The sequence below is a fragment of the Pedobacter sp. BS3 genome (assembly GCF_008274585.1).
Classification (GTDB): Bacteria; Bacteroidota; Bacteroidia; order Sphingobacteriales; family Sphingobacteriaceae; genus Hufsiella_A.
The window spans coordinates 132,777-156,689 of sequence record NZ_VTRT01000003.1 but is presented as its reverse complement, the minus strand read 5'-3'; the positions used below and the strand labels follow the sequence as shown (position 1 = coordinate 156,689).

Genomic DNA, 23,913 nt, shown 5'->3' with positions numbered 1-23,913 from the left:
AAAACAGCGGTCACATCCTAATATCCGCGATAACAGGCACGAGGTTTCCGGGTTATCCGGCACTTAAAATTTCCTGTTGTATTTTCTTTGGCAGCCCTGCAACAACCTGCTGATATGAATGATCAATAAATCCGGTAATTTGCTTGTCGCTGAGTGTACCGGTTAAATCAACCGTATTCCACATTTTTTTATTCATGTGATATCCAGGCTTTACTTCCGGATGCTTTTCCCGCAGCTCAACAGCCAGCTCCGGATCGCACTTTACGTTCATGCTCAGGCTGGTACTTAATGGGGCCAGCAGGAAAATCTTACCCGCAACCTTAAACACTAAGGTATCATCGCCAAACGGCATACACTCTTCTACCGCTGGCTTAGACAGGCAATAATCACGTAACGTTTCTATATCCATTGAGCTAAATCAGATACTGGCGGATTACTTGTAGTAAGCACCGCTTTTAATATTCATTAGTTCAGCTTCTTAATCGCTTTACTTTCTGTTAAAGATTTCATTTGAGTAATAGCAACCTTATTAAGCTGAATAAGCCGTTCACTTTGCGACAAATTTTGTCCAATAAGTAACGCATTGATGCTTTCCATATTGCTCAATACAACCAATTGCTCTAAAGTTGCATAATCTCTCATATTTCCGCTTTTACCGGGATTATTATCTCGCCATTCTTTTGCTGTAATTCCGAAAAGAGCAACGTTCAGTAAATCCGCTTCGTTGGCATAAGTATAGCTTGCCTGTTGCCGGGTAACTTCTTTCGGCACCATGTTTTCTTTAATAGCATCGGTATGTATCTGATAATTAATTTTTGAAATAGTCCGTTGTAAATTCCACTCTAATTGAAGCCTGTCGTTTTCATCATCTTTCAGACGCTGAAATTCCTTGATTACATACAACTTGAATTCGATGGAAATCCAGGAAGCGAATTCTAAAGCAATATCTTTATGCGCAAAAGTACCGCCATATCTACCCGATTTTGAAACTATACCAATGGCATTTGTACTCTCTATCCAACGTTTTGGCGTCATTACAAAGCTGTTCAGCCCAGCCTGTTTTCTAAACCCCTCGAATTCGAGGGGTTTAAAATCAGAGTTGTAAATCGTTTCCCAAAATCCTAAAAGTTCAATGGTATTTCGGTTCCTCATCCAATTCTGAATAATTGTATCTATATGCTCAGGATCTTTATGCCGGGCTATATCGGTGAGTGAAATAAAGTCTGTGATATTGTCTTCATATAAAACAATATCAACTCCCTGGACATTTATCTTTGTGTTCTTCGCCATACGCTTTTTGTGAATGCTAAATCTACAAAAAGCTAACGTTAATATAGTTAAGGTGATTTTTGTGGGTGCAATTCAAATTGTCGCCGGTTGGTGGAGACACCAACCGGGGCGAAAGCCGGGTGATTTTTGTTTGTAATCCAGAAAAAATAAGGCTAACGTCCCGATTCGTTCTTTACGAACCGGTATAAGGAAAGCTTCATGGTAACACGAAACTTGACTTGGTATAATTACCGGTTTACTCCGTATAAAAATGCCGGATAGTGTCCCGCAGGTTATACCCTGAGGCCATTACTTCGCCATAAGCGCCGGCGGTACGTATGGCAATCAGGTCGCCACGCTCTGAAACCGGTAAATCTACCTCTTTACCGAAACAATCGGTCGACTCACAGATCGGACCAACCACATCGTATTTCACTGCATCAAAATCCGACTCGCTTTTTGACAGGTTTTCGATCTTATGATAAGCCTGGTACAGCATAGGCCTCATCAGCTCGGTCATTCCGGCATCCAATATCAAAAAGTTTTTCTTGATACCATGTTTTACATACAGCACCCGGCTAACCAGGTTACCCGATTGTGCTACCAGGGCCCGGCCCAACTCAAAATGAACTTCCTGTCCCGGTTTGCGCTCCAAGAACTGGTTGAACACAGCAAAATAGCTTTCAAAATCAGCAATGGGCTGTTCGTCCGGCTGGTGATAATCTATACCTAAACCACCACCAACGTTCAATACCTTTAGGTTAAAGCCATGTTCTTCAAACCATTGGTGAATCTCATTAACCTTTACGCACAGGCTTTTGAATACCGTCATATCTGTAATTTGGGAACCTACGTGGAAATGAATACCCACCAGTTCAACATGATCGCATTCTTGAATTACATGAATACAATCGGTTAATTCCCAACTATTTATGCCAAATTTATTTTCTTCCAGCCCGGTGGTAATATTGTGGTGTGTGTGCGCATCTACGTTAGGGTTAATGCGTATAGCAACACGAACTTTTTTGCCTTTGGCTGCGGCCAGCGAATCTATTACTGTTAGTTCCTGGATAGATTCCACATTGAAGCAAAAAATATCCAGGTCAATGGCCTGGTTAATTTCCTTATCGGATTTACCGACACCGGCAAAAACAATTTTGTTCCGGTCAAAACCAACCTCAGCCGCCTTTTGCACTTCGTTGCCGCTTACACAATCGGCACCTATGCCCCATTGCATGATCATTTCCAGTACCCTGGGGTTAAAATTGGCTTTCAGCGCATAATGCACATGGAAATCATACCGTGCAGCAGCCTGTGTGCAGGCCGATAGCGTTTTTTTCAGCAATGCCAGGTTATAGTGATAAAAAGGGGTTTCCTGTTGCCCGAACTGCTGAATAACATCCTCGCTAAACATAAAATAAACAATTAAAATAAGCGGTTATGTAAACTTCTCAGGGCCTCGGTCTTATCATCGGTTTTTACCAGCAAGGAAATATTGTGATTGCTGCCTCCGTACGATACCATACGCAGCGGAATATGTTTCAGCGCATCCAATACACGCGATGCAAAACCATGTACACCCACGCTAAAATCACCAACAACGCAGATAATGGTTTGGTTATCATCAACCTCTACCGTGCCGAAATCTTTAAGCTCACGTATAATATCATCTAAGTAACGGGTCTCATCAATGGTAAGCGAAACCGCAACTTCCGATGTGGTAATTAAATCGATAGGAGTTTTGTACCGTTCAAAGATCTCAAATACGCGGCGCAAAAACCCGTAAGCCAGCAACATCCGGCTCGACTGTATTTTTATGGCTGTAATGCCGTCTTTTGCTGCAATAGATTTGATTTTGCCTTTTTCGCTTTCGTTGGTGATCAATGTACCGGCAGCCGCTGGCTCCATCGTATTCAGCAACCTTACCGGGATTTTATACTTCTGTGCCGGGAAAACACTCTGCGGATGCAGAATTTTTGCACCGAAGTAAGCCAGCTCGGCCGCCTCGTCAAATGAAAGCTGGGCAATTGGCGTTGTTCCTTTCACAATACGCGGATCGTTGTTGTGCATACCGTCAATATCGGTCCATATCTGCACTTCCTCCGCCTTAATGGCAGCGCCAATCAGCGATGCAGTATAATCGCTTCCGCCACGACGCAAATTATCTATCTCGCCAAAAGAGTTACGGCAAATATAGCCCTGTGTGATGAACAAGGTATTATCGGCGTGTTTATCCAGCAACGGCTGCAAATGCTCACCGATATACTCAACCATCGGCTCGTTATCTTCATCTATTTTCATGAAGTCAAGCGCCGGCAGCAGCACCGATTTCACACCAATTTCTTTCAGGTAAAAATGATATAAAGTAGTTGACAGCAATTCGCCCTGGGCCAGGATGATTTTTTCCTCTATCGGTGTAAATAGCTCATTGGCAAAATCCGATATCAGCGCAAAATGATAATCAATCAGTTCCCGGCCGCTTGCCAAACCCTCATCAGAACTGAATAACTCCTTAATAAAAACTTCGTATTTGGCATGAAGCGCCTTGATCAACTCCTTGGCCTTTTGCTTATCGCTATTCTGATACGCATTCGCAATTTCTACCAGGCTGTTTGTTGTTCCGGCCACAGCCGATAATACAACAATTTGCTTCTCTTGGGGACGGATGATATCCAATAACCTTTTCATCCGCTCCGGGCTCCCTACCGATGTCCCGCCAAATTTTAAAATTTTCATTCGTTTTAAACTGTACTTAATCGTTAATCTGCAATTTTACCAGAAACCACAATAAAAAATTTGTTAAAAACCCGTCAAAAAGGGTAAACAAGGCCTTTTCATTGCGGCGCTAAAAATAGTTAAAAGCCTGATAAAACGGGTAGTTAAAGTAAATTAATTTAAGACGGTAAATTTACCCCGGATAAGAGCCTTATAGCACATCATTCGCTCTTGAAAAGCAGTGTCCGCATCGCTTGGGTTCCGGTAGCCCGGCTGTACGCTCATACGCCTGCAAGCCTAACCGCACAAGGCCGGTATCCGCTGCCATCCGGTTTAGCTAACACCAGGCATCGCTGCTATTAAAGTATCCGGAAGGTTGCTGCTTAACGGTTAATCGGGGTAGTAGTGCTGTATTGTTCGTACAGCTAAGATCGTATCTCAATAAATCATCCTTCGGGCAATTAATATCCTTCCTGCCAGCGGTAGCTGTTCACTTTAAAGCCTGCTAAATCTAAAACCCGGTTGGTTACTGTGGCGGCTACGTCTTCAATGGTTTTGGGTAAGCTGTAAAATGAGGGATTTGCAGGGCAAATAATACCGCCGGCCTCGGTTACCGTTTTCATGTTATTGATATGTATCAGGTTGAAGGGAGTATCCCGAACTACCAGAATAAGCCTGCGACGTTCTTTGAGCATCACATCGGCAGCACGGGTAAGCAGATCGTCTGAAACACCGGAGGCAATGCGGCCCAGGGTACCCATAGAGCAGGGACAAACGATCATGGTATCGTAATGGGCAGATCCTGATGCAAACGGCGCATTGAAATCGTTTTTAGTGTACAAGTGAAACGGATAAGTGGTATAGCTTTCGTTCCTCAGCTCATGCTTCCAAACCTCACGGGCATTATCAGACATCACAAAGCCTATATCTGCAATCTGGTCTGACAATGTACCCAGGCTATCCAGAAGTACTTTTGCATAAATAGCTCCGCTTGCACCCGTTACCGCAACTACTATTTTTCTCTTCATAATATGCTTGCAAATATAGCTTTCGTAAAGAATAAACTTACCGGCATAAAGCAATCACAACTTTAAATAACAATTCATAACAAATTACATTCAATTGTTTTAAATTTGTACGGTCATAACGAAATTAATGCCTCCCTTGCTTAACTATCTTAACAGTATCGTAGCCAAGTCAGTAAATCGCGAAACAGACCCTATAAACCAGGCCCGTGTAAAAATATTTATATATGCGCTGTTTTTAAACATACTGTTTACCGGCATTTTAACCATATCTTACTTTATCGGAGGCGAAACCCTGCAACTGCTCCGGGCCTGTGTAGCTTCGGTATTTGCCTGGTCACTTTTTGCCATAGTCCGTTATTTCCATGCCTGGAAGCTGGTTTCGCACATTGTGCTCTGGCTGGTTACCATGATGGTTTGGACCAATGTATTATTGTTTGTACAGGGAGTAAATATCTCAACCCTGCAATACATCTGGCTGGCTGCAGCGCTGGGCTTTTATATGCACGGGTTAAAATGGGGATGGTTTTATTCAAGCATTAATGTGCTTCCGGTATTGGTATATACCGCCATTGATAATAAAAACTATTTCTATATCGGTATGGGCGCTCAACCGGTTAGCCAGGCCACTTACCTGTTTGTGATCACTTACAATTTTCTGCTTATCATTTTTCTTCATTATTACTTTTTTAGGGCATTCAACCATAATTTCATTAAGCTTACACGTACCAAAAACGAGCTGAACGAGCTCAATAAAAAGCTGGCTGTCACCCTGGCCGACCTTAAAAAACTGGCCAACGCCCGTATGGAATTCCTGTCGACCATGTCGCATGAACTGCGTACGCCATTAAACGGGGTAATTGGCTTATCGAACGCCTTATTGCTTCAAAACCCGCGTGAAGACCAGCAGGAAAACCTTTCTGTGCTTAAGTTCTCTGCCGAAAATTTATTGTCGCTTATTAATGATATTCTCGATTTCAATAAGCTGGATTCTCAAAAGGCCGAGCTGGAGAGCATTCCATTCAATCTTGCAAACGTTTTAAGAAATAATCACGCCAGTCTTAAGCCAAAGGCCGAGGAAAAGCACCTGGAGCTGAAGCTATCTATTGATAAGGAGATCGAAGATAAAACGGTGATCAGCGATCCTACCCGTTTAACGCAGGTGTTGCTGAACCTGTTAAACAACGCTATAAAGTTTACAGAAACAGGCTTTGTTAGCTTGGAAGCCCAAACTGCCAGGATAAAAGATAGCCAGATAACCGTTCGTTTTACTGTTGAAGATACCGGTATTGGTATTGAGCCGGACAGGCAGCAAACCATCTTCGATGCATTTATTCAGGCTTCAACAAGCACCAACAGGCATTATGGGGGTACCGGTTTGGGGCTTCCTATTGTTAAAAAGGTTTTAAAGATGTTCAAAAGCCAGATCAGGCTGATCAGTACACCTGCCGTAGGCACAAAATTTATTTTTGATATTGATTTCAGGTACCAGCAGGAGCCGGCGCCGGTAGCTCTTAAATCAACAAGCCGCACCTCAGAGCTGGCACATCTTAAAATTCTGGTTGCCGAAGATAATGCTGTAAATATCCTGGTTGTCAAAAAAACACTCGAACTATGGAACATAAAGCCGGTAGTGGCCGAAAACGGGCCGGCTGCACTCGGGAAATTAGAACAGGAGGACTTCGATATTATATTGATGGATCTTTACATGCCGCAGATGGATGGTTATGAGGTAGCCAAAGCGATACGGAAAATGGATAATCCCGTTAAGGCCAATGTACCCATTATAGCGTTTACGGCTACCGTTAATAATAGCGTAGCTAAAGAAGTAATAGAAGCCGGAATGGACGGATACCTGTCAAAACCATTCAATCCTGAGCATTTGTACAGAAAACTGCTGGAATTGTCGTCCGTATCCAAATTAAATATTACCTGACAGATATTGTTCCGGCAAACCGGCTTACGGCCATACTGGTAAAATATCAGGACACGATTTGCGTTATATGCCGGTTATGAAATTACTCACCGCCTTATTTTGGATATTGTATGTACCTGTTTATGCACAAACCTGGACTTCCGGGGAATTGAAAGCTGCCAATACCGCAGCCAATGCAAACTATCTAAGCGCCGAGGAGAAAAATATTATCTTTTATATGAATCTTGCCCGCCTTGACGGCGAGAAGTTTTTTAAAACCTGCTTTATGGAATATGTTGAAGCCAACAACGAAGAAATGAAGCAGTACAGCAATTACGATGAGCTTAAGATTGAAAAACACACATCCTATTATAAGTCGCTAAAAAAAGATCTGCAACAAATTAAAGGATTGCCTATGCTTTACCCCGATAAAGCCTTATGCCAGGTAGCGGCCAACCAGGCCGGTGACCTGAACCGGCACAACCTTACAGGACATATTTCGAGCACAGGAACCACGCCGGCTATGCGTATTGGCAAAATTTACCCGCGAAAAGCTTTGGCCGAGAACTGTGAATTTGGTAACAGCAAAGGCCTGAACATTGTATGCAACCTGCTGCTTGATAAAGGCGTACCTTCGTTGGGGCATCGTATCAATATACTGAATACCAGTTATCGCTTTAATTTTGTCGGCGTAAGTATCGCCCGTCATCCTTCTTACCGGTTTTGCTCAGTTATAGATTTTGTAGCGTTACATTAAAGAGTTTTTAAGTTAAGGTTAAAAACAGAAGTCAAAAGCAGTTGATCGTATACGATCAACCAAACAATGATCAATAAATAACCGGCTTACTTCTCCAATATCGTAAACGTTTGTACCAAACGCTCACCGTTTTCATCGACCAAGGTGAGGATATGCCTGCCGGGTGGCGGACTTACAGCCATCTGATGAAAGCTTCGTGTGCTGCCGATATATTGATTATCGATGTGCCAGTAAATGGTAATACCGGGATTACGGTGCGCTACCGAAAGGATCAGCTTACCGCGGCTGCCGTCAATTTCTAATGGAATATATACCGATGCGTTGTTTTTAGGATAGATCATATCCATTACCGCATTGCTGCCGGTATCATCGCAGCCCGGTTTAAAAGGAGGCAACATTTTGTAACCGCTATTGCGGATCTTATAGTAGTATTCCATAGAAGGAGGAAGCACGAACCACGATCTGTGAATCATATTAACCACGCTTTCGCAACGGTCGGTGACCTGGTACGTGCCGGTTTTATCCAGGTGGATGAGGCGGTGATAGGGGCAAACCGGGGTGCGTAATCCCGCTGCCGGAACAAGCTCTTCGACAATATCGGTACAGTAATCGCCGGCCTTATACCCGCTTTGCTTGCAAACTTTCAGTTTTCTGAGCTTGGTTTTAGGAACTGGGAACCATTTGCCTTGTGGCAGCAACCTGAAAATATCAAACAGTACCGGAGCCGCCGCTTCAATTCCGGTAAGACCCGGGCGTCCTTCGCCGTCGGCATTGCCCACCCATACGCATACTACATATCCGGGTGTTAACCCCACGGCCCAGGCATCACGAAAGCCAAAGCTTGTTCCGGTTTTCCAGGCGATACGCTGCGACGAGGTAAACTGCTCCCATAAGCCTTCATCGCCGGGACGCATCACTTCTTCCATGGCGTTAAAGGCCGACCAGATTGCCGCATGGTCTAATATATACCTGGCCGGTAAATGGTCAACCCGGATATGTTCCGGGGCATTTTGCCGGATATAAACCGGATTGTCGTAATCGTGCGGATTGTAGCGGCCCCGGTAATCGTTAAAATGGTTTAATGTCCGGGCCATACCCATATAGGTTCGTGCCAAATCCCACAGAGTTACCTCGCTGCCGCCCAGTATCAGCGATAGTCCATAATGGTCGGCGGGCTGGGTGAGGGTGGAGAAACCGAGCTTTTTCAGCTGGTCATAAAAGCGCTCGTATTTATATTGCTGAAGCATACGGACTGCTGGTACATTCAGCGAACGACTGAGCGCCTTATCTGCGGGGATGGCGCCATCGTAGCCTAAATCATAGTTTTGCGGCGAATAACCGGCAATCTGGGTTGGAATATCGGGCACCAGTGTGTGGGGTAATAAAAAGCCATCGGTAAGCATGCTGGCATAGAGCAAGGGTTTCAGCGTGCTGCCCGGGCTTCGAGGCGCACGTATCATATCCACGTGACTTTCCAGCTCTTTATTGGCTGGCTCATAGATATTACCGGCGTAACACCGCACAGTACCAGTTTTTACGTCCAGCACCAGGGCAGCAATATTATTGATATCATTGGCCCGGTAACGGTTATTGTAACGTTTCAGTAAATCGTTAATCTGGGTTTGCAGGTTATAATTGATGGTGGTGATAATCCGAGTGGATGACACATGGAGCTTTGACCTTTCGGTTTTAAAACGACTGAGCAGGTGAGGAGCTTCATTGGGCAAAGGAAACGGTTTTCCGGGAACAGGCTCCAGCTTGGAAAGTTCGGCGGTTGACGGGTCGATGTACCCGAGCTCGTGCAAACGGTCAATGAGCTGGTTGCGTTTGCGGATAAGCTGCTTTTCGTTTCTGCCGGGATGTACCAGCGCCGGGCTGTTGGGCAATACGGCCAGCGTAGCCATCTCGCCCCAGGAAAGGTTTTCTGCGCTTCGTCCGTAATAGCGCCACGCGGCCGCATCAAGACCAACTACGTTGCTGCCAAAGGGAGCGTTACCGGCATATAGTTGCATAATCTGCTGTTTGGAATAACGCAATTCCAATCGCACAGCAAGAAGCATTTCCACTAACTTTTGCCCAATGGTACGTTCCCTGTTTCGCGATAAGCGAATAACCTGCATGCTGATGGTGCTACCACCGCTCACGATGGCTTTGGCCCGGATATCCTGCCGGATGGCACGTGCCAGAGCGAAAATGTCGATACCCGGATGATGGTAAAAGCGCTTATCCTCGAAAGCGAGAATGCACTTGATAAATTTATCCGGAACGGTATCGGGCGGGGGGAAACGCCATTGCCCATCGGATGCAATGGCAGCGCTGAGCAAACGCCCGTCGGCTGCTTCAATAACGTAAGAGGTAGGCGACCGGAACAATTTCCGTGGCAGAGAAAACCAGAATGCCAGGAAAAGCAGCAGAAATACGCCATCGCTGATGAGTATGCTCCAATTTATTTTTTCGTGAAGCTTTTTTATACCGATTCGTGAAGACACGAACCGGGGCGTATGTTTATCGTGATTTGTATTTTCGTTAAAAATCATTCTAAGCCAAGCTTTGTGTGGCCAAGCTTCGTGTCTTCACGAAGCTTCTTATTCCGATTCGTGGAGACACGAATCGGGGCGTTAGAAGACAGGAGTCAAGGCGAAATTAAAACTCAAATCTTAAATCTTTTAAAAAGGTATGTTTATTTTCTCCCAATTCATAAAATGATGCGGAAGAATATTCATAATCACAGGGATGGGTAACAAGATTCCAATGTGCAGCCAAAGGATTGTTATGAATATAGTCCAATTTTTGAAAGGCTACCTCTCTGCTATACAATTCAACAGCCAGAGAATCTTTCTGCCAGAATTCATATTGCTTATTACTGGCGTTTACCAAATAGGGATGCATATTCATCTTCTCTTTCTGCATCAGTTTCTTGAATTGATGAGCAGTATATTTCAAAAAGGAGCCATGTGCCGATTCTTTCCCGTTTAATGCGTTCATCCGCCAGATGAGGTGAATGTGATTGGGCATGATTACAAATCCAAAAACATCTATTTTGGCCATCCGGCTCAAATAGGATAACGAATCTAAAACCGGTATTTTAAAAGAGTTATTTTCAAACAGGCGCATCCACTTATTCATGGTAGCTGTCCAAAAGTAAATTTTGCCAGTTTCTATAAATGATTTTCTTCGGGCGGTAAACAGGTTCTTATCCATTTTAGTTATTATTTATCCAAGCCAGATTTTGTGTCTCCATCAAGCCTCCTTATGCCGGTTCGTGAAGACACGAACCGGGGCGTTAGCCATATTGATTGCTGCAATTAGCTTTCTCATTATCGTTTGTTTAAATCAATTATCAAATCTCCGGGCCAAGCTTCGTGTCTTCACGATGCTTTTTACCGATTCGTGAAGACACGAACCGGGGCGTTAGTAAACAGGTTCTTATCCATTTTAGTTATTATTTATCCAAGCCAGATTTTGTGTCTCCATCAAGCCTCCTTTTACCGATTCGTGGAGACACGAATCGGGGCGTTAGTTTGCATCATACCAGCACAGTCCCCGCCAGTTAAACCCGGGTGCAGCGGATACCGGCCTTGTGCATAACGCATGTAGGCGTATGAGCGTAACACGGGACTATCGTTGCCCACGTTTTACTGCACCTGCTTTTCTAAAAGCCATCTTCATTTACCGTACTACCTGCACCCACTCGCCGCGTTCCATCGCACTGATGGTATTATCGTACATGGCTTCGCATTGAACGGCCGGCAGGTAATAGCTCCCGGCGTACGACGCGTTGAGCAGCACTTTAAAGGTCAGCGTTTCGTATTCCCGGATATTAAAGTAGGTAAACACCCGGTCGTCGCGGATGTCGCGGTACGTATAGGGCGACGACGCCAGCGCTCCTTCGTTGTCGTTTAAGCGGGTATTGATAATCTCCCAACCCGACGGAAATATCTGCGTTAAGGCCATTTGCTCGTAATAACCTCTGCCGCCCGGATTTTTCAACGTGACTTCGGCGTAAAAGTCTGTTCCCTGTTTGATTTCGGCAGGGTCGATGGGCTTTCCGTTCAGATATTTATAGCTGACGTTCATTTGCAGCACATCGTTGCGGTTGGGCATGAAATTATTCTGCCCCGCGGCAGGCTGTCCCTGCACCGTTACGGTGACAAACAGCACCTGGCTGCCGGTATTATTGATAACCAGGCTGTTGCCGTTAAAGTCGAGCGGCATGGTATTTACGTATTTATTGGTGTGAACAGCAGCCTTTTTGCCATTTAATGTGCAGGTATAGTTCAGCTGACTTTTGCCGGTACCGCAGAATTTGGCGATGGCTAACAGGCTGTAAGCGGTAGTTTGCGTGCTGTACCAGCTATCTTCGCCAAGCTTTGACGCCAGGTGCTGCACCAGTTGTACGGCTTTTGACCGCTGACCAAGCAAGGTGAGGGTTTCCAGTATCATGGCTTCATCGCGAACATCGGAGCCATACGTGCCGCCCGATTGGTGGTAGGGTTTTATGCTGGTTTCCAGTCCGCTAATCAGTTTTACGGCAATATCAGTCTGACCGGCTAACTTATAAGCCGCGGCGAGTCGCCATTTGGCGCTCACGGAAAGATACTGAAATGCCCGTAAGCGGTTCATGGCCGCGATATCGGCTTTACCGGCCAGCGCAAGCACATATAAACGATAGGCTTGCACTAAATCGCCGCCATAGAAATTGGTCGTGCCGGGCGCCCAGTTTGCCGCCTTGTTCCTGAGATACCGGGTTAAGCCATCGAGCATACCAACAGGAAGGCTATAGCCTGATTTCTGGGCTTCGACCAGGAAATGACCGGCATAGTTGCTGCCCCATTCGTCGGCTTCGGAATTACCCGGCCAGTAACTTAAACCGCCATCGGCCGTTTGAAATTCCCTTAATTTGTTGATACCGGCTTTAATGTTTCGTTCGGTGCCCGCTTTTTGCGATTGCGAAAGCTCCATCAGCCGGTCTAAATACAACTGCGGGAATACGGATGAAGTGGTTTGCTCTACACAGCCATGCGGGTATTGTATCAGGAAGCCCAGGCGTTTTTTGAGGTTGATTGCCGGAATGGACGAAACTTCCACACTGCCGGAGTTGGTGCCAGCTATACCGATGGCCGTATAGCTTGTTTTCCAGGTATCACCGGGCTGTATAACTGATGCCGTGGTATTGGTAATATATGGGTTCGGGTTCCTGATTTCGATTTCGGTATCATAAACGGCTTTTTCAGTACCGCTTTGTGCGATAAGGCGAACGGTAGCAACACCGGTAATTTCGGGCACTTTTACCTGGTAATATACCATTTGCTCGCCGGGTTGTGCGTAGCTTATCTGCTGTGTGGCGCTGCCGCTTACCTGTAGATTCCTGGTTTGCAACTGTACGTTGACCTTTTTGATATTGTTTTCGGTGGCAAATACCGTTGCCGGTAGGGTAAAGGTTTCGCCGGGGCCGATTACCCGCGGCAGGGTAGCCATCAGCATTAACGGCTTTTTAACCTGCACCGATTTCTCGGCATTGCCATAAGCGCCATCCTGACCGGCAATGACCATCGCCCGTACAGCGCCCACATATTGCGGCAGCTTGAAGCGGTGGGTTTTACTATCGCCTTTAGGCAGGTAAAACGGCCCCATGAACTTAATTACGGGTTTAAATCGGTTGGCCTTGGCCGGGTTCAGATTCCGGTTGATGCTTCCGTCGCCGCCGATACTGAGTATGCGTTGTAAATCGCCGCCCCAGGCGCCCAGTACGTTATCAAATAAATCCCAGGTTTTTACACCGAGACCTTCACGGGCGTAAAATACGCTGTGCGGATCGGGAGTTTTAAAGCGGGTGAGGTCAAGCAGCCCTTCGTCAACCAGGGCGATGGTATACGTCATGGCTTTGCCCTGCTGCTCGCTTACCGTGATGCTGCTTTCGGTTTCGGGACGCAGCTTATCCGCCATTCTGATAACCGGTTTCAGTATGGTCTGCGGGTCTTCAATAAGGAGCGGAATAGCGCCGTACATGCGTATAGGCAGGTCATTCACCGTTTGGGCGTGAGGCTGCAGCAGCGTAACATTGGCAAATACGTTAGGCGCCATTTCCTTTTCGGCCCTGAATGTAAATTGTGTTTGTCCCGCACGGGTATCCGTCCAATAGGTTTTTAAAATCTTGCTGCCATTTTCTATGGAAATAAGCGCCCGGCCGTTCTTAGCGGTAGGAATGGTTAGCACGATGTTTTCGCCGACGGTAAATTTGGTTTTATTGGCTGTAAACGAAAGCATGGACGCTTCTGTAGGGTTGTCGCGTTGTTCACGCTGTGCCCATCCCGGCCAGTCGACATATACCGATTTACCGGTAACATGTCCGCCACTTAAATCGCGGACAAGTATGAGATAACGGCCCCATTCAGGTTCATTGATACGCAATGTCCATGAGCCGCGTCCGTTGGTTAGTGTAACGTAATCCTTCTTCAGGATTTTATTGTAGTTATCCTGCGTGAAATTGGCATACGTTTCCTGGTTATCCTGTTCCCACCACCAGCGCCATTGCACTTTATACAATTCAAGCTGCACGGTTTTAGTGCCGCTGAGCAGCTTGCCGTCGCGGTCAACATCTACGAAATCTATACGATGGTCTTTTCCGGTTACCAGCATGCCGCTCAGCTTATCGCCCTGCGGCGTTCTTATTCCCAGGTAATTGCTATAAACGTGATAGGGAATACTGAAGTTATCGATACTGAAGTTGCCGCCGGGCTCAAACACTTTGGTGGTAAAATTGGCTTTCAGCACCCCGGGAGCGGCATGTCCTTCGTTCAGGTTGGTATTAACACGGGTAGAGCCATTTTCATCTAAGGTTCCTTCAAATACCGATGTTAGCTGCGATTGAAACGCGACAGTTGGATTATCAAATGTATAATCTTCAAAGCCTTTAAACGTGGTTTGCATGGTGTTCAGGTTTACATCCACTTTGGCTTTGAGATTTTTGGCAATGGTGCCGAACAGCCATTTTGCCGAGAGTGTCGCTGCCGAACCGTTCTGATTGGTGAGATAGGTGCGGTTACCAATATCGAAATTGATTTTCAGGCGGTTGGGCATAATGGTTTCTACCTTTACCGTTTTCTGGAAAACAGCGCCGCCGGCCTTTACTTTAGCTGTCCAGTTACCTGTGGGAGCAGTGCTTATGGTTGCGGTTTTAAAGGTGTAAAACCCGTTAAGCGGTTTGCCGTTAATGGTTTTCTGCACTAGTTGCCCGCGGGGATTATAAAATTCAAAAGTGACCGGGTAGGTTGGAGGCAATTTTTGCTGTTTATCTTCGAGTATGAATGACAGGTAAATGGAATCGCCGGGTCGCCATACGCCACGTTCACCATAGATGAAACCTTTCAGCCCGTTTTGTATCACATCGCCGCCTACATCGAAGCGGCTAAGCGGTAGGGAATTTCCGTCATCCAGCTTAAGATACCCGCGTTCGCTACCATTTTTGGCGATTAACAGGAACGGTTTGCGTTTCAGCTCAAACGAAGCTAAGCCGTCGGAACCCGTTTTTGTTGTATATAGCACCTGTTTCTGGTAATCTAATAGTTCTATGGTGATACCACTGAGCGGCTGGGTGGTCAGTAAATCGGTTGCCGCAACCAGCATGCTGTTGTCGTTGCCGCGTTTAGCCATAAGGCCAATGTTAGAAGCCATCAGGTTACGGCTTGCCCAGCGGTCGTTAGTGTAGTAGGAGGGTGTACAGGGATTATCCCGGTCGTTCCAGCGATAATGCGGCGGGTAGTAATTATTATAACGTTCCCAGAAATCATCATCCTCGTCAATTTTCTCGCCATAGCCATAATAATCATACGCTCCTTCATCTTCGTTATTGTCGGCTGCCTGTTTTGCCGAACCGCATTTATACACGTTATATTCCTGCCTGAAACCGATGGTGACATGGTAAATGGCGCCGGGTTCTGTTTTTAACAGCTTGTCCAGGTCTAAGGTAAAGCGGTTCTTTTTGTGCAGGTTGAGTGATTTATCTTCGTCAAGGCGGATAGTTTTCTGCACAACAGGCTTGCCGACACGCCGTAAATCATTGCTTTCCTTGTAATTATTGCTCTGGAAAAACTGGGGCACATTGTTCTCATAAATTTTGATAATGGTTACATCAACCGCGTTCAGGTTTATAGCCTCAAAGGGTAGCAGCAGCTTTCCTGAATTGGGCAGGATGGTTCCCGTACCTTCAATGCTTACGGCCGGCAGCTTATTTTCAAAAACAACGTTTGAAGTGACGCCGCCCTGAAGTTTTTTATTGCTGATATTTTCAATGCCCTGAAGCACCGTTACGGCATAATTGCCTTCCAGCGGGTCGGGCGAATAAACTTTAACCTGGCTTCCCTCAATGGTATAACGTAAATCGGTTAAAGTGCCAAGAGTAATTAGTCCCGTAAGGTCTTGCGATACACTTACCGGATCGGAAAACTGCACCAACGCGTAATCTTCGTCCTGCTGCACGGCTTTAATAGCTAGCACCTTAAAATCGCCTACCGCAGGAACGGGGAGTATTTCTTTACCGTTATCGTTCGCGTGGATGGCGTCGCCGTTCCAGTTTAATTGTAAGGATTGCTCCGTTTTTTCTCTCTTAATGCTGTCTATGGTAAATACAGATGTCTTTTTTTCGGGATTATGCTGCCATTTAACACGAAGCTGCTGAGTGTACATAACCTGCAGGCATTTCTCTATGGTTTCCGGCTTTTCCGAATCGGCTGTAACGATCTCGCCCGTAAGCTTCATGTAATCCAGGGAAGTATTGTTTTGAGAAACCAGGCCATTCTGGCTCAGGCTAAGTCCCGGTTTCATAATGGTAAAAGTAAAATCAAAATCTTCCAGTCCCTTTTCCGTAGGCGATACCTCGCTGAGGTGAAAAGTAGCGTCATATTCCTTGCCGGGAGAGAGGTCTTCGTCCGGCCTGAACTCAATGGTCTGGGCATCTATCCAGTAGGCTTTTCCTTTTATCTCCGGCGAGAAGCTGAACAGTTCCCGTTTATCAGCTTCGCCAACAGCGCCAAGGGTTTGCACCGAACCGGTCAGGTGAATGCGGATGGCGCTTTTTTTGGAAATGATACCCGATGTATAGGCATCAATGTATTGAGCGTAACGTTGCTTATCGGTAACGCTTTTATGCCGTTTGCTTACCAGAAAAGCAATCAGTGCCAGCAAGATAACCGCCGGAATAATTACAATAAGCTTTTTACTGAGCGAGGAACTGGGATTTTGGTTTTTCATAGCCGGTTTATAAAAGATGGATTGAAAATAAGGAATGTCAGGAGAAAAGTCAAATGGATTTGTTGGATGGATGGTTAGATGTTAGTTGTTAGATAGTATAAATACTTTTCAAGGCAGATTGTTGCTATATGGATGTATCATAATCCATAATCTCAGAGCATTCGCTGTTGTCACTTGTTACGCTGCGGCAGGCGCATCTAATTGCTTGCTGCTGGTTGGACGGACATATCATCTTTCAATTGAAGACGAGATCGCTTTCCGGCAGAAGCCTGATGAATATTCTATCCACATTTCCGACGCTTCGGTTCGTCATTTTTTAATATTTTTACTTTTCACTTTTGATTTAACACTAACGTAACATGAAGCATTTTACCACGATTAAGGATATAGCCAGGGAACTAAATATATCGGTTTCAACGGTGTCGCGTGCCTTGCGGGATACTTATGATGTCAATAAGGAAACCCGTGATAAAGTGCTGGCAATGGCTGCTGAACTGAACTACAAACCCAATTTTAATGCCACCGGTCTGGCAAAAGGGAGCTCGCATAATATTGCCGTCATATTGCCCTTTATTACCAATTACTATTTCTCAACTGTAATTACGGGTATCCAGGAAGTGGCTTACCAAGGCGGTTACAATATTGTGCTGCACGTTACCAACGATTCTCCCGAACGGGAGTTATCTATTGTTAACAACCTGCCCATTACCAGTTTAGATGGCCTGCTGGTTTCCATTTCATCCAGTTCAGATGCCTGTAATCATTTCCAGGAAGTGATGAACATGGGTGTTCCGGTTGTATTTTTTGACCGGGTTGCCGCTAACATAGAAACTTCAAAAGTAATGCAGGACGATTACAATGGCGCTTTTGAAGCTGTTGAATACCTGATATCCTGTGGTTATAAAAAAATAGCGCATATTGCCGGCCCGGAAGGTCTTACTTTTACGCAAAGACGGATGCAGGGATACCTGGACGCATTGAAAAAACACGATATCCCGGTAAAAGAAGATTGGATTATCTGCTCGGGCTTTTCGCAGGAGTGCGGTGAATCTGACGCGTACCAGTTGCTGGAATGTGCCGATGTACCGGATGCTATTTTTGCCGTTAACGATCGTAAAGCAATCGGGGCAATGCTCACCCTGAAAAAACGAAACATTAAAATAGGTAAAGAGATGGGCGTGATGGGTTTTACCAACGATCCGGCATCGACCATTATTTCGCCTACGCTGACTACCATGGCCGAGCCTGCTTTTGATATCGGGCGAAAAAGCTGTGAACTACTGCTAAAGCACATCGCCAAAAGTTATTTTCATCCCGAAGAAATTGTGTTGCCCGGCAGACTGATTGCCCGGGAATCAACAATGCGTTAATATTCACTCCACCGGTGCCGGGGTAATAAAATTGAAGCGTGTTAGCTCAACTATCATACTCCGGTTTCCATCGCTGAAACGTTTCGGTTTCCATAGCAAGGTTAGCCAGGTGTACAGCTATAGCCGCGTCTTTGCCTGTGTCCACGCCAGAAAAGGGTTTCCGGCCGGTACGGATACAATCTGCAAAGTCAAGAAAGGCGTACGATGTGGGATCCCGTTTCTCATTATCCTGATAATTAAAGGTTAATGGAACGGCTTTCCCCTGGGTAGCATTCAGAATAGTAGCTCCCGTAACGCCATCCACAGTTCCGGTTTGCTTTTTAGTGGCTTCTGCATACAGCAAAGCTTCATCGCGTTGTATTTGCAGCGTTGCCTTGCTGCCCAATATGCGGATTTCGTAGCCGTGATAAGCATTTGAGAGGATTGACGATACGTTGGACTTAACACCATTGGGATACTCAAATACCGCCCGGACATTATCGTAAACTTCCCGGCCGTCTTTCCAATAGTTTATCCCGCCAATGCCGGTTACTTTAACCGGATGGCTATCCAGCATCCAGTTTACAATGTCAATCTGGTGACCGCACAATTCGGCCATTAATCCCCCGGAATATTCCTTGTACATGCGCCAGTTAACCTGCCGTTCCGTAGCTGGCGGAACAACCGGAAAACGCCAGTTTGAATTCCGGTGATACTGGCACTCGAAGTGTGTGATTTCACCTAACCAGTTTTGTGATATAATTTCTTTAATCCGGTGATATAAAGCATAGTAACGATATTGATGTCCTACCTGGAATGCCAGTCCCGATTTTTTTACAGCCTGAACAAGGTCAAGCGTTTGCGGAATATTGTAGCTCATGGTTTTTTCGAGGTAAACGTGCTTTCCCTTACGTATGGCATCGAGAGCCATCGGTGCATGCAGATACAAGGGAGTAGCTATAAATACAGCATCGATATTTTTATCCTCAATCAGCTCACGATAATCGGTATATGCTTTTGCACCTGTTGCCGCATGCTGCATACCACGCTGAAGATTTCCGGGAATAATATCGCAACATGCCATTATCCTGATACCCGGCAAAGCTTTAATTAATCTGGCCGTTCCTCCGCCACGATTACCCGTTCCGATAATTCCTAAGTTAATGATATCATTCGCACTTATTTTTTCCCGGCCAATAAGCGATAACGGAAATGTACCTAAAACCGTTCCTGATAAAGCTAAAGCGCCGGCTGACACAAATTTTCTCCTGGAGATGGTATTACCTGTCATTATGTTAGTGAATTATAATTGAACCGGTTAATATTAATAAAAAAGGAGCTATTCCAAAGAAACCGCCTCTGCCGGTTTTCCGGTTGAAAGTGAGCCTGCACGCTGGTAAATAATGTTTCCTTTAATTATTGTTGTTTCAATAGTTATATTCTCATCAAAAATTACCAGGTCGGCATCCTTCCCGGGAAACAATGAACCTTTTTTGTCGTCCACACCCATAATTCTGGCCGGTGTGCTGGTCATCATTTTTACCGCCTCGGTAAGAGGTACTTCTGCCATCTGAATTACATTTCTCACCAGCCTGTCTGCTGTTGCAATGCTGCCTGCAAACGAACTGCGATCGGGTAATTTAGCAACGCCATCCTCTATAATTACTTTAAGTCCGGTATGGAGGTTGCCAATTACGCTGTCGCCCGGAGGCATTCCGGCTCCCCGCATGGCGTCGGTAATTAAAGCTACCCGGTCTGAGCCTTTAATTTTATAGATTAGTTTTAGTAGCTCGGCTGGCAAGTGCACACCATCGGCAATCATTTCAATATCCATTTCATCAATGAGGTAACCGCTTTCTATTACGCCGGCGTGGCGGAAACAGTTGCGCCGGGTAACACCGGACATGCTCGAATAAAAATGGGTGGCCAGCGTATAACCGGCTTCAAACGCCTTGATTACGTCATCGTAAACGGCATCGGTATGAGCAATGGCGGGTAATATACCGTTAGAACGCATATATCGGCCGAATTCTATGGCTCCATTCAGCTCAGGAGCGGCACTCCACCGTTTAATAACGGACGAGCTGGCAACTATCTCCTGGTATTCTTCCGGGTTGGGATCCCTGATATACTTGGGATCCTGGGCGCCACGCTGGCTCAACGCGAAATAAGGCCCTTCAAGATGCATCCCGATAAACTGAGCGCCTTTGGTATTTAGCTTATCGGCTTTTTCGTAAATTTTCAGTGTTTCAAGCAACCCTTCCTTTTCACTGGTTAATGTGGTAGGACACATGGCCGTCATTCCGTACCTGGCATGAGTTTCGGCTATTGCTAAAAAGGCATTCACATCACCATCCATAAAATCACCGCCACCTCCGCCATGCAGGTGGATGTCGATAAAACCGGGGCTGACATATTTTCCCTGCGCATCTATTTCGTATGCGTCATCAATTTCCATATTTTTATCTCCCACATAGCTGATAATCCCATCGGTAACCACAATAGTAGCATTCCTGATCATACGATGCGGTGTAATTGCCTGTGCGTTAAAAATTTTCAGATGCTGTTGCATAATATATATTGTTTAATGGAAAACGGGTTCCTTTATTTAATGGACCACTTTTTTATTTTATATCCATAAAATGAATAATAAACCAGGTAGGCGTAGCAGGGCAATAATACCCAATATGCGGTTCTGGTAGTATAAATATCGGCTAAATGTCCGTAAAAAAGTGGCAGTATGGCATTTCCGCATAAGCCCATAATCATAAGCGATGCGCCCAATTTAGTAAAGCGTCCCAGATTGTTTAATGCTAACGGCCATATTCCGGGCCATATCAGCGAGTTAGCTAAACCAAGCAACACTACAAACCAGATAGAAATATCGGCCGTATGTCCCAGCAGTATCATTTGTCCCTTTACAAATACAATAAGCAGGGTAAGGATAGTTCCCAATAGAGTACAAAGCTGTAAAGCGGCTTTCTGGCTGATGTATCTGGGTATTGCGACGATTCCAATCAGGTAGCCGCATATTGTGGCGAATAGGGTATATGACGGGAATACCTTGGCTTCAAGCAGGGGAATATGCATGGATGTGGCATACCCGATAATGGTATCGATGGAAATTACCTGTGTGCCTACATGCAGAAAAATGGCGAAAGCACCCAGTACCAGGTACGGAAACTGAAAGATGTTCTTCTTACCTGAATTAGCTTCGGCGACTTCCGGGTTTTCATGTTCGGTGTCAATTTCGGGCAACGGCGAATACAATACCACCAGCCCAAGAAGAACAAGGATGCTTCCTACTATAGCATAGGGAACTATCACCCGCCGGATAAGTTCATCGAGCACCACGCTCCGCTCGGCTTCTCCCATCAGGGGAATTTGCTTAAACAATTCGCTGTCGGTGCTGCGTAGAATTACAGCGGCAAAAATTAGTGGCGCTACAATGCCTGCGCCTTTATTGCATATACCCAATATGCTAAAGCGTTGTGCGGCCCGTTCCACAGGCCCCAGAATGGTAACGTACGGGTTGGCTGCCGTTTGTAAAATAGCCAGACCTACGCCCAAAGAAAATAAACCGGTTAAAAATAATCCATAAGTACGGGCAAGGGCGGCCGGTACAAAAATAAAGGCTCCCAGGGCCATAATCCAGAACCCAATCATGATTCCTTTTTTAAACCCTGTTTTTTTTAGCAGGTAGGAGGAGGGCACCGATATGACGAAATAAGAGATATAAAAAGCGAAAGTGACAAAATAAGATTCAAAGTTGGTGAGCTCGCAGGCAATCTTAAAATAAGGAATCAGAATGGAGTTTACCCAGGAAATAAAGCCGATGACAAAAAACATCACACCAATAATCAGTATAGAGATGGTGGTTTGTTGCCTGGTAAGCGATGAAGCATGTATGGCTGAGCTGTCTTTTCTCATAAAAACACGTGATTGTCAGGTTTAATTTAAGAGTTTATGCTTGTAATTGATGCGACTAAAGTATTGATTATTGGTTCGGTTTATATCGTTATTTCCGGATAAATAAATGGTAACGTTCTCGATACCGTTCCCGGCAACGTTCTCGCTATTTTAATTGGTTTAATGCTCAAAACGGGAATGTCTAATTAATACATTTGAACCGGTATTGGAAGTGCTAACCGTGTTTTTAATCTTAACAATCACCTTTAAATATCATGGAAACTAATCGCAGAGAATTTCTGAAACTGTCCGGTCTTGCCGGCATGAGCCTTGCAGGGGCGGGACTGCTGCAGGGATTTACAGCAGATGAGGCGACAGCAAGTTACTTCGCTGAAAAAAACGCGGCTCAACGGTTTAATATGTGTGGTTATGCCGCTCCTAAATTAGACAAGGTCCGGATTGGATTTATCGGGTTAGGTAACCGCGGTCCGGCAGCAGTTACCCGGATGACCCATATTGAGGGTGTAGAAATTAAAGGCTTATGCGATCTGCGGCCGGAGAAACTTCAGTTAGTAAACAAAAAACTGGCCGGTACAGCACATCAACCGGTGCTATACGGTAAAACGGAAGATGACTGGAAGAAGATGTGCGAACGCGACGACATCGACCTGGTTTATATAGCTACTCCGTGGAATTTGCATACGCCCATGGCGGTATATGCCATGAATCATGGTAAACATGTTTGCGTGGAAGTACCTGCCGCTACTACTATTGATGAATGCTGGCAATTGGTCAAAGCATCAGAAAGCACTAAAAAGCACTGCATGATGCTGGAAAATAATTGCTACGGCTTTTTTGAAATGCTAACGTTAAGTATGGCAAGACAGGGCTTTTTCGGGGAGATAGTTCACTGCGAAGGCGCCTATATCCATAACCTGCTTGCCGGGCATTTTTCCAAAGAGAAATACTGGAACCTGTGGCGGTTAAAAGAGAATATTGGTCGTAACGGTAATTTATATCCAACACATGGCCTGGGTCCGGTTGCACAGGTTATGAATATAAATCGCGGCGACAAGATGGAATATCTTACTTCTGTTTCCAGCAATGATTTTATGATGAATGATCTGGCTAAAAAACTGGCGGCTAACGACGCGTTTTATAAGCCTTATGTTGATAAAGCATACCGGGGCAACATGAATACCACGACCATACGTACCAGCAAAGGGCGTACTATCATGATTCAGCACGATGTAACATCTCCCAGGCCGAAATCTACCATACAACTGATTAGCGGTACTAAAGCTACCGCCCAGGGCGACCCGCTGCCAAACCGGCTGGCCATAGGAGATAAGTGGGCCAGTGCAGAGGAATTTAAGGCTTTACAGGAGCAATATAATCCGCCTTTGGTAAAGAAAATAGGAGATAAGGCTAAAAAATACGGCGGTCACGGGGGGATGGATTTCTTTATGGACTGGCGTACTATCGATTGCTTAAGAAACGGTTTGCCTTTAGATCAGGATGTTTACGATGCCGCTTTATGGAGCGCTATAGGTCCGCTTAGTGAATGGTCTGTAGCACACCGATCTAACTCTATTGACGTACCTGATTTTACTGCAGGTTCCTGGAAAACCAATAAACCGGTAGATATATCCCTTGAATCCGGAGGTACTACCCGCATTATCTGATAAATAACATTCTTATTACATCTATCGCAATAATTAGTAA

General features: G+C 45.4%; 15 protein-coding genes. 4 read left to right on the top strand and 11 right to left on the bottom strand.

Annotation, left to right across the window (positions count from 1 at the left end):
• Positions 1–52 precede the first annotated feature (52 nt).
• The 5 genes from FW774_RS09305 to FW774_RS09285 all read right to left on the bottom strand — a co-directional run bounded on the left by FW774_RS09305 (position 53) and on the right by FW774_RS09285 (position 5,012).
• Positions 53–409, bottom strand: coding sequence for an MmcQ/YjbR family DNA-binding protein (locus FW774_RS09305; RefSeq protein WP_149347911.1), 357 nt, complete (start codon positions 407–409; stop codon positions 53–55).
• A gap of 56 nt (positions 410–465) precedes the next feature.
• Positions 466–1,290, bottom strand: a complete 825-nt coding sequence (locus tag FW774_RS09300; protein ID WP_149347910.1) for a KilA-N domain-containing protein — start codon at positions 1,288–1,290, stop codon at positions 466–468.
• 235 nt (positions 1,291–1,525) lie between these two features.
• The gene (gene lysA, locus FW774_RS09295) at positions 1,526–2,683 is read right to left on the bottom strand and encodes a diaminopimelate decarboxylase (protein WP_149347909.1); all 1,158 of its coding nucleotides are present in this window, start codon (positions 2,681–2,683) and stop codon (positions 1,526–1,528) included.
• A gap of 11 nt (positions 2,684–2,694) precedes the next feature.
• The gene (locus FW774_RS09290; RefSeq protein ID WP_149347908.1) at positions 2,695–4,005 is read right to left on the bottom strand and encodes an aspartate kinase; all 1,311 of its coding nucleotides are present in this window, start codon (positions 4,003–4,005) and stop codon (positions 2,695–2,697) included.
• Positions 4,006–4,445: 440 nt separating this feature from the next.
• A complete protein-coding gene (locus tag FW774_RS09285) occupies positions 4,446–5,012 on the bottom strand; it encodes a UbiX family flavin prenyltransferase (protein ID WP_187774864.1) in 567 nt (188 codons plus the stop codon).
• A gap of 127 nt (positions 5,013–5,139) precedes the next feature.
• On the opposite strand from FW774_RS09285, the gene FW774_RS09280 reads away from it, so the two are divergent.
• Complete coding sequence (locus tag FW774_RS09280) at positions 5,140–6,945, top strand: response regulator (RefSeq protein ID WP_149347907.1); 1,806 nt, start codon at positions 5,140–5,142, stop codon at positions 6,943–6,945.
• Between the two features lie 76 nt (positions 6,946–7,021).
• Positions 7,022–7,681 carry a CAP domain-containing protein gene (locus FW774_RS09275; protein WP_242457784.1) on the top strand — a complete coding sequence of 220 codons (660 nt, stop codon included), beginning with the start codon at positions 7,022–7,024 and terminating at the stop codon, positions 7,679–7,681.
• 86 nt (positions 7,682–7,767) lie between these two features.
• Here the strand turns inward: FW774_RS09275 and pbpC are convergent, their stop codons facing one another.
• The 3 genes from pbpC to FW774_RS09260 form a co-directional block, all read right to left on the bottom strand.
• Positions 7,768–10,218: a penicillin-binding protein 1C gene (pbpC, locus tag FW774_RS09270; protein WP_149347905.1), complete on the bottom strand. Its 2,451-nt coding sequence runs from the start codon at positions 10,216–10,218 to the stop codon at positions 7,768–7,770.
• Positions 10,219–10,324: 106 nt separating this feature from the next.
• A complete protein-coding gene (locus tag FW774_RS09265; protein ID WP_197739832.1) occupies positions 10,325–10,882 on the bottom strand; it encodes a transposase in 558 nt (185 codons plus the stop codon).
• A 468-nt stretch (positions 10,883–11,350) separates the two neighbouring features.
• On the bottom strand, positions 11,351–16,930 hold the full coding sequence (locus tag FW774_RS09260; protein ID WP_149347904.1) for an alpha-2-macroglobulin family protein: 5,580 nt from the start codon (positions 16,928–16,930) through the stop codon (positions 11,351–11,353).
• A gap of 359 nt (positions 16,931–17,289) precedes the next feature.
• Here FW774_RS09260 and FW774_RS09255 point away from each other — a divergent pair, with 359 nt between their 5' ends.
• Positions 17,290–18,300, top strand: a complete 1,011-nt coding sequence (locus FW774_RS09255; protein ID WP_149347903.1) for a LacI family DNA-binding transcriptional regulator — start codon at positions 17,290–17,292, stop codon at positions 18,298–18,300.
• Positions 18,301–18,346: 46 nt separating this feature from the next.
• Here FW774_RS09255 and FW774_RS09250 read toward each other — a convergent pair whose 3' ends face one another.
• The 3 genes from FW774_RS09250 to FW774_RS09240 are packed head-to-tail and all read right to left on the bottom strand — an operon-like array spanning position 18,347 to position 22,209.
• Positions 18,347–19,570: a Gfo/Idh/MocA family protein gene (locus FW774_RS09250; RefSeq protein ID WP_149347902.1), complete on the bottom strand. Its 1,224-nt coding sequence runs from the start codon at positions 19,568–19,570 to the stop codon at positions 18,347–18,349.
• 48 nt (positions 19,571–19,618) lie between these two features.
• Positions 19,619–20,851 carry an N-acetylglucosamine-6-phosphate deacetylase gene (nagA, locus tag FW774_RS09245; RefSeq protein ID WP_149347901.1) on the bottom strand — a complete coding sequence of 411 codons (1,233 nt, stop codon included), beginning with the start codon at positions 20,849–20,851 and terminating at the stop codon, positions 19,619–19,621.
• 32 nt (positions 20,852–20,883) lie between these two features.
• Positions 20,884–22,209: a sugar MFS transporter gene (locus FW774_RS09240; RefSeq protein WP_149347900.1), complete on the bottom strand. Its 1,326-nt coding sequence runs from the start codon at positions 22,207–22,209 to the stop codon at positions 20,884–20,886.
• Positions 22,210–22,463: 254 nt separating this feature from the next.
• On the opposite strand from FW774_RS09240, the gene FW774_RS09235 reads away from it, so the two are divergent.
• Positions 22,464–23,873, top strand: a complete 1,410-nt coding sequence (locus FW774_RS09235) for a Gfo/Idh/MocA family protein (RefSeq protein ID WP_149347899.1) — start codon at positions 22,464–22,466, stop codon at positions 23,871–23,873.
• Positions 23,874–23,913: the final 40 nt, after the last annotated feature.